We start from the raw sequence: 476 nt of genomic DNA, 5'->3' as shown, positions 1-476 counted from the left end.
ATCACAAGGGCGTTTTATACTACGTTTTTAGGAACGCAGAACTGGACACCCTAATTAGTTTGTTTGCTGATGTTTACGAGTGCATACGCTCCGGTGCAGTATATTCGTTTTCCTGTAAGAATATCCGGACGGAATATTGTAAAGCAATATGTTATGGCGCTTCGGTTGATGAGAATTGTAAATATTTTTATCTGTCTGATGCTTGTTTTCAATGCATTGTCCATCAATTTTCCTTGGGCAAATCCAGCTATAGGAATATCTGTTGCAGCAATGTTGCTTTCAATAATGGTCTATTATATTTTTGCCAACAGAAACAAATAATTAAAACATAAGTGTTATATTTGAAGAAATTATAAATTCTACGACAATGATAACATTTCCAAATGCCAAAATAAATCTGGGCTTGAATATAGTCGAGAAACGCCCGGACGGATATCACAATCTTGAAACAGTATTTTTCCCTATCAATCTTCAGG

Annotated in this window: 1 pseudogene; it reads left to right on the top strand. The window is 35.3% G+C overall.

From position 1 onward, the window contains the following. Positions 1-367: 367 nt before the first annotated feature. A pseudogene (locus QZ379_RS10370) lies at positions 368-476 on the top strand (4-(cytidine 5'-diphospho)-2-C-methyl-D-erythritol kinase); the annotation flags it as partial.

This window comes from Bacteroides sp. (genome assembly GCF_019417265.1).
In the GTDB taxonomy this organism is placed as follows: domain Bacteria; phylum Bacteroidota; class Bacteroidia; order Bacteroidales; family Bacteroidaceae; genus Phocaeicola.
The sequence above is the reverse complement of the archived record's forward strand: the minus strand, read 5'-3'. Positions and strand labels throughout refer to the sequence as shown.